General features: G+C 60.1%; 7 protein-coding genes and 1 tRNA gene. 6 read left to right on the top strand and 2 right to left on the bottom strand.

Going from position 1 to position 6,258, the window contains the following annotated elements; genetic code table 11:
* Window positions 1-1,279 (bottom strand): acetate--CoA ligase (locus tag FH061_RS15460; RefSeq protein WP_151636712.1); only part of this gene is annotated, 1,279 nt, incomplete at its 3' end.
* A gap of 264 nt (window positions 1,280-1,543) precedes the next feature.
* Between FH061_RS15460 and FH061_RS15455 the strand changes: the two genes are divergently transcribed.
* The 4 genes from FH061_RS15455 to FH061_RS15440 all read left to right on the top strand — a co-directional run bounded on the left by FH061_RS15455 (window position 1,544) and on the right by FH061_RS15440 (window position 5,370).
* Window positions 1,544-2,167: a TIGR00645 family protein gene (locus FH061_RS15455; protein ID WP_151636711.1), complete on the top strand. Its 624-nt coding sequence runs from the start codon at window positions 1,544-1,546 to the stop codon at window positions 2,165-2,167.
* 19 nt (window positions 2,168-2,186) lie between these two features.
* Window positions 2,187-3,725, top strand: a complete 1,539-nt coding sequence (locus FH061_RS15450; protein WP_151636710.1) for a fumarate hydratase — start codon at window positions 2,187-2,189, stop codon at window positions 3,723-3,725.
* Between the two features lie 19 nt (window positions 3,726-3,744).
* Window positions 3,745-4,602 carry a glutamate racemase gene (gene murI / locus FH061_RS15445; protein ID WP_225984688.1) on the top strand — a complete coding sequence of 286 codons (858 nt, stop codon included), beginning with the start codon at window positions 3,745-3,747 and terminating at the stop codon, window positions 4,600-4,602.
* Between the two features lie 567 nt (window positions 4,603-5,169).
* Window positions 5,170-5,370, top strand: a complete 201-nt coding sequence (locus tag FH061_RS15440; protein ID WP_151636709.1) for a hypothetical protein — start codon at window positions 5,170-5,172, stop codon at window positions 5,368-5,370.
* A gap of 141 nt (window positions 5,371-5,511) precedes the next feature.
* Here the strand turns inward: FH061_RS15440 and FH061_RS15435 are convergent.
* Window positions 5,512-5,587: transfer RNA gene (locus FH061_RS15435), tRNA-His, on the bottom strand.
* Window positions 5,588-5,789: 202 nt separating this feature from the next.
* Here FH061_RS15435 and FH061_RS15430 point away from each other — a divergent pair.
* Entirely contained in the window at window positions 5,790-5,993 is a 204-nt protein-coding gene (locus tag FH061_RS15430) for a putative periplasmic lipoprotein (RefSeq protein WP_151636708.1), read from the top strand.
* Window positions 5,994-6,000: 7 nt separating this feature from the next.
* Window positions 6,001-6,219: a hypothetical protein gene (locus FH061_RS15425; RefSeq protein WP_151636707.1), complete on the top strand. Its 219-nt coding sequence runs from the start codon at window positions 6,001-6,003 to the stop codon at window positions 6,217-6,219.
* The last annotated feature ends 39 nt before the right edge of the window (window positions 6,220-6,258 follow it).

The raw sequence follows: 6,258 nt of genomic DNA, 5'->3' as shown, positions 1-6,258 counted from the left end.
CGGTCTGCCAGAAGGTGTCGACCACCGGGCACTTCTCGTTGCCGATATTGCGGTAGTACCACATCCAGGCTTCCGGATTGATCGGCTCGCCGACCGAACCCAAGAGGCGCAGGGATGACAGGTCGTACTGCTTCGGATGCACCGCGGCATCGGCGTCGGCGGCCTTGATCAGCGAGCGGATGGCCGTTGGCGCGGTGTAGAAGATGGTGGCCTTGTGGCGGGCGATCATGTCCCAGAAGCGGCCGGCGTTGGGATAGGTCGGCACGCCTTCGAACACGATCTGGGTCGCGCCGACGGCCAGCGGGCCGTAGGCGATGTAGGTATGGCCGGTGACCCAGCCGATGTCGGCGGTGCACCAGAAGATGTCCGACGGCTTGATGTCGAAGGTCCATTTCATGGTGAGCATGGCCCACAGCAGGTAGCCGCCGGAGGCATGCTGGACGCCCTTGGGCTTGCCGGTGGAGCCGGAGGTGTAGAGGATGAACAGCGGATGCTCGGCATCGACCCATTCCGGCTCGCAGGTGCTGGCCTGGTTGGCGACGACATCCTTCATCCACAGGTCGCGGCCCTGCACGACGTTGATATTGGCGCCGGTGCGCTGGTAGATCACGACGTTCTTCAGGTGCTCGCAGCCGCCCATGGCGATGGCTTCGTCGACGATCGCCTTGAGGGGCAGCTGCTTGCCGCCGCGCACCTGCTCGTCGGCGGTGATGACGGCCACCGCGCCGGCGTCGATGATGCGCTCCTGAAGCGACTTGGCGGAGAAGCCGCCGAAGACCACCGAGTGGGTGGCGCCGATGCGGGCGCAGGCTTGCATGGCGACAATACCTTCCACCGACATTGGCATGTAGATCACGACGCGGTCGCCGCGCTTGATGCCGAGCGACTTCAGGCCGTTGGCAAACTGGCAAACCTTGTCATGCAGTTCCTGGTAGGTGACCCTGGTGACCTTGCCGTCGTCCGCTTCGAAGACGACCGCGGTCTTGCCGGCATTGCCGTTCTGCAGGTTGCGGTCGAGGCAGTTGTAGGAGACATTGAGCTGACCGTCCTCAAACCACTTGTAGAACGGCGCATCGGCTTCGTTCAAAGTCTTGGTGAAGGGCTTTTGCCACTGGATGTTTTCATTGGCCAACTTCGCCCAGAAACCCTCATAATCCCGCTCCGCCTCGGCGCACATGGCCTTGTACGCCTCCATGCCGGAAATGGTGGCATTGCCAACAAATTCCGCAGGCGGATTGAAGATGCGGTTTTCCTGCTTGAGCGTTTCGATGTCTGCCATGGTGGTCTCCTGCCGGGATGTTTGTTTGCCATCAAGGTAAGCTTATACGCTTACTGAAGCCTTACATTGCCTTGCGCGCCTTGCCGACGTCTTCAGCGCCACGGTGCCAAATTGTCTGTCTTATCACGGTTTATAGCGTTTTCCCATGGCCTTCCCTTGAGAATTCTCAGCCTTGTCCGGCGCGCAGGCATCCTGCCAAAACGCCGATCAGGATTTGCCGACCCGTGTAAAATGTAGCGGTTTTTTTGGCTTCAACACCACTTCATGAATCAACTCGATCACGAAACCACCAAAGCGACTCGTCCGATCCGTCCCCTGCCGAATTTGATCTTCATGAGCCGGTGGCTGCAGCTGCCGCTGTACCTCGGCCTGATCCTGGCGCAGGGCGTGTATGTTTTCCATTTCTGGGTCGAACTGGTCGACCTCATCGGCGCGGCGCTCGGTAACCAGGCGGCGCTCGAACATATTCTCCAGGCCGTGGCCATCAAGGGCGCGGAACAGCCGACCAAGCTTAATGAAACCACCATCATGCTGGTGGTGCTCGGCCTCATCGACGTGGTCATGATTTCCAACCTGCTGATCATGGTCATCGTCGGCGGCTACGAGACTTTCGTCTCGCGCATGAACCTGGAAAGCCATCCCGACCAGCCGGAGTGGCTGTCGCATGTGAATGCTTCGGTGCTGAAGGTCAAGCTGGCCACCGCGATCATCGGCATTTCCTCGATCCACCTGCTCAAGACCTTCATCAATGCCGGCGCCTATGACGCCAAGACGCTGATGGCCCAGACCGGAATCCATCTCGCCTTCCTGGTGTCGGCAATGGCGATTGCCTATTGCGACAAGATCATGGCCAGCACGACGGCAAACCATATCAAGAACTCCCACTGACTCACGCTCACACACCATCATGACTATCATCAAGCAAGAAGACCTGATCGAATCGGTCGCCGCCGCGCTGCAGTACATCAGCTATTACCATCCGGTCGATTACATCCAGCACCTGGCGCGCGCTTATGAAAGCGAGCAGAGCCCGGCCGCCAAGGACGCCATCGCGCAGATCCTGACCAATTCGCGCATGTGCGCCGAAGGCCGCCGTCCGCTGTGCCAGGATACCGGCATCGTCAACGTCTTCCTGAAGATCGGCATGGAAGTGCGCTTCGAGGGTTTCAAGGGCTCGATCACCGATGCCGTCAATGAAGGCGTGCGCCGCGGCTACAACCATCCCGACAACGTGCTGCGCGCCTCGGTGGTGGCCGATCCGCAGTTCGATCGCAAGAACACCAAGGACAACACGCCGGCCGTGGTGCACATGGAACTGGTGCCGGGCAACACGGTTGACGTGCAGGTCGCGGCCAAGGGCGGCGGCTCGGAGAACAAGTCCAAGTTCGTCATGCTCAACCCGTCCGACTCCATCGTCGACTGGGTGCTGAAAACCGTGCCGACCATGGGCGCGGGCTGGTGTCCGCCGGGCATGCTCGGCATCGGCATCGGCGGCACCGCCGAGCGCGCGATGCTGATGGCCAAGCAGGTGTTGATGGAAGACATCGACATGTATGAACTGAAGAAGCGCGGTCCGCAAAACAAGACCGAAGAACTGCGCATCGAACTGTGCGACAAGATCAATGCGCTCGGCATCGGCGCGCAAGGCCTGGGCGGCCTGACCACCGTGCTCGACGTGAAGATCATGATGCATCCGACCCATGCGGCTTCCAAGCCGGTGGCCATGATTCCGAACTGCGCGGCCACCCGCCATGCGCATTTCGTGCTCGACGGCTCCGGCCCGACCTACATCGAACCGCCATCACTGTCCGAATGGCCGAACGTGCAGTGGACACCCGACACCGAGAAGTCGAAGGTGGTCAATCTCGACACGCTCACCAAGGAAGAAGTCGCTTCCTGGAAGCCGGGCCAGACTCTGCTGTTGAACGGCAAGATGCTGACCGGCCGCGATGCGGCGCACAAGCGCATCCAGGACATGCTGGCCAAGGGCGAGAAGCTGCCGGTGGACTTCACCAACCGCGTGATCTACTACGTCGGCCCGGTCGATCCGGTGCGCGATGAAGTCGTCGGCCCGGCAGGCCCGACCACCGCGACACGCATGGACAAGTTCACCGACATGATGCTGGAACAGACCGGCCTGATTTCCATGATCGGCAAGGCAGAGCGCGGTCCGGTGGCGATCGAGTCGATCAAGAAGCACCAGTCGGCTTACCTGATGGCCGTCGGCGGCTCCGCCTATCTGGTGTCGAAGGCGATCAAGGGCGCGAAGGTGGTCGGCTTCGAAGACCTCGGCATGGAAGCCATCTACGAGTTCGAAGTCAAGGACATGCCGGTGACGGTGGCCGTCGATTCCAACGGCATCTCGGTGCACAACACCGGTCCGAAGGAATGGCAGGAACGCATTTCGACAGGCAATCTGTCGAAGATCCCCGTGACCGTTGCCTGACCGGACCCGTTCCGCAAACGTGACCGTCACTTCGCAAGCGGCGAACGCAACGATACCGGCGGGGGCGGAAGCTCCCATCGGTATCTTTGATTCGGGCATCGGCGGCTTGTCGGTGCTGAAGTACATTCACGCCTGCCTGCCGAACGAGCAATTGCTTTACTTCGCCGATTCCGGCTTTGCGCCTTACGGCGGTCGGCCGGAATCGGAAATCGTCGCGCGCTCGCTGGCGATTGCCGAATTCCTGCTGCAGTTCAATGCCAAGGCACTCGTAGTTGCCTGCAACACCGCAACCGCGGCGGCGATCAGGGCGATCCGCGAACGCTACCCTTCCCTGCCCGTCGTCGGCGTCGAGCCTGGCCTCAAGCCGGCCGCCGCGCTCACCAAGACCGGCACCGTCGGCGTGATGGCGACCAAGGGCACGCTGTCGAGCGACAAGTTTCATCAACTGCGCGAGCAGATCTCCGCCGCGACCAATGTCGTCTTTCTTCCGCAGCCCTGCATAGGACTGGCGGACCAGGTGGAAAAAGGCGAGCTGCATTCCGCCGCGACCGCCGCCATGCTGCGCGGTTATGTCGAGCCCCTGATAGAACAAGGCGCCGACACGCTGGTGCTGGGCTGCACGCACTACCCGTTTGTCCTGCCGCTGATTGAAGAGATTCTTGCCCGCATCACCACGCGCCCCATCGCCGTGGTCGATACCGGAGAACCGGTAGCGCGCCAGCTGGTGCGCCTGCTGACCGAGCGCGCCTTGCTGCGCCAGGATGGTCCCGGCACGCTGAGCGGATTTACGACCGGCAGCAAATCCAGTCTTGACAGCGCATTCCACAAGCTGCTCGGCATACGGCCGCCGGTAACGCAGATCGCCGCTTCGGCCTGACTCCGGATGCCGCGGATCGGTAGATGTCAATAAAAGGGGAGTAGTCGGAGGGTGGTTGGTATGCCGTCCCGTTCTTGTTCGGCTCTGACGGCATACCTGGCTGCCGTCATCGTTTGCTTGGATGTCCGGCAGATGCAGCAATCATAGTGTCGTACCGCAACAATGTTATGACATGCAGCAACATTTGTTCATGCGCGCGGCCCGCATGGCCCGATTCCCTTTCGCACCCAAGACTTTTCCGTCTCCGATTTGCCTCATCCTTCGCAGGCTGAAGTTACCCACATTTTCTGTGGTCAACTCTGTGGACAAGCTTGGCGTTTCTTCCCAAGTCACTGATTCAACAGGAAACAATTGCACTGTCTCAAATTGAGGCGCACGCAGTTACAAAAGAGAGCTTGCCCCTTGATACTGTAATTTTGTACAGTATTGATGGAGCGGCTTGCGTCAATTCCTTTTTCATCGTCTCGTCATCGCCTTGCGAATGAACGTGCATGAGAACGGATGATGCCAAGCTCGCAGCAGCACGAGGCCATGCATCAGGCATGGCTGCAATTGCCTGGATAAATCATGAGAACAGATTCGGCCCTCTCCCGCCTGAAAGATGGAGAGCTTTGCATCGTCACCACCTCGCACGGCGAACATGAAGCGCGATGGAGTGTTTCCGGCTGGTGTTTCTTCATACTCCATCGCGGCACGCCGACCATCTGCCCGCCGGAAGATATCGAGGAATGGCGGCCAGCGTCGATGGATATGACGCGGCGTCTTTGAAGACGAGGCTTGCGCTTCGCGCTTGCACACTTGAGTGTGGAGAAGAAGAAACTGGAAAGGTAAGCGCGAGGAGAATGCGCATGACAGCGAACGCGCAATAAAAAAGCCCAGTCTTTTGAACTGGGCTCTTGCAGAATTCTTTGGGGTGGCCGACGGGACTCGAACCCGCGACAACAGGAATCACAATCCTGGACTCTACCAACTGAGCTACGGCCACCATTGAACTGCTTGCGAGAAGTGATATCAAGCAAGCCCATGATTATACAAACTTCAGCTCAAACTGGCAATTCGAAATATTCGTTCTCGCCAAATACTTTGGCATCGCACTTAATCGCCGTCATGGCTTTGCTCCGTCTCGCCGGAGAACTGCCTCCGGTCGCAGGTCTCTAAGCTTGAAATACTGTCTTTACGGAGATGCCATGAAATCCATTCTTATCGGAGCCGCAATCGCCGTTGCCTTGGCCGGTTGCGCCTCCGCTCCCAATAGCGATGCGCCGCCGCAGGGCGCCAATAGCGTCTATAACGATCCGACTTATCCCGGCCGCGGTGTGCATATCGGAATCGGTGGCGGCAGCTGGGGCGGACGAAGCGGTGGCGGCGTCGGTATCGGCCTTGGTTTCTGAGGTGCCGATGAAGATCCGATATCTGCCACTGCTGCTTGCCGTCTCGCTTGGCGGCTGCATGATCACACGGGAAGGCGCGCAGCTGAGCCAGCCGCCCGCCGCGGTTCAGGGCTCCAACGATGTGCAGGGCAATCCGCTGTCGGTGCCCGGCGCAGGCATGGGAGTGGGCGCCGGCAACCCGGCCGCGCCGGGGCCCAGCGGTTTGGGCGGCGCTCCGACCCGGTAAGCCAATACCTGCATCGTCTGTCTCTGCAGCGAAGGCCCG

Origin of the sequence: Noviherbaspirillum aerium (assembly GCF_008929045.1) — a bacterium.
Taxonomy (GTDB): Bacteria; Pseudomonadota; Gammaproteobacteria; order Burkholderiales; family Burkholderiaceae_D; genus Noviherbaspirillum; species Noviherbaspirillum aerium.
This window is presented reverse-complemented; position numbering and strand designations above follow the sequence as displayed.

Excerpts from the sequence above, each read along its gene's own strand:
- FH061_RS15440 (WP_151636709.1), top strand. The coding sequence starts at position 5,170 with ATGAGAACAGATTCGGCCCTCTCCCGCCTGAAAGATGGAGAGCTTTGC.
- FH061_RS15450 (WP_151636710.1), top strand. The coding sequence starts at position 2,187 with ATGACTATCATCAAGCAAGAAGACCTGATCGAATCGGTCGCCGCCGCG.
- FH061_RS15455 (WP_151636711.1), top strand. The coding sequence starts at position 1,544 with ATGAATCAACTCGATCACGAAACCACCAAAGCGACTCGTCCGATCCGT.
- FH061_RS15430 (WP_151636708.1), top strand. The coding sequence starts at position 5,790 with ATGAAATCCATTCTTATCGGAGCCGCAATCGCCGTTGCCTTGGCCGGT.
- FH061_RS15425 (WP_151636707.1), top strand. The coding sequence starts at position 6,001 with ATGAAGATCCGATATCTGCCACTGCTGCTTGCCGTCTCGCTTGGCGGC.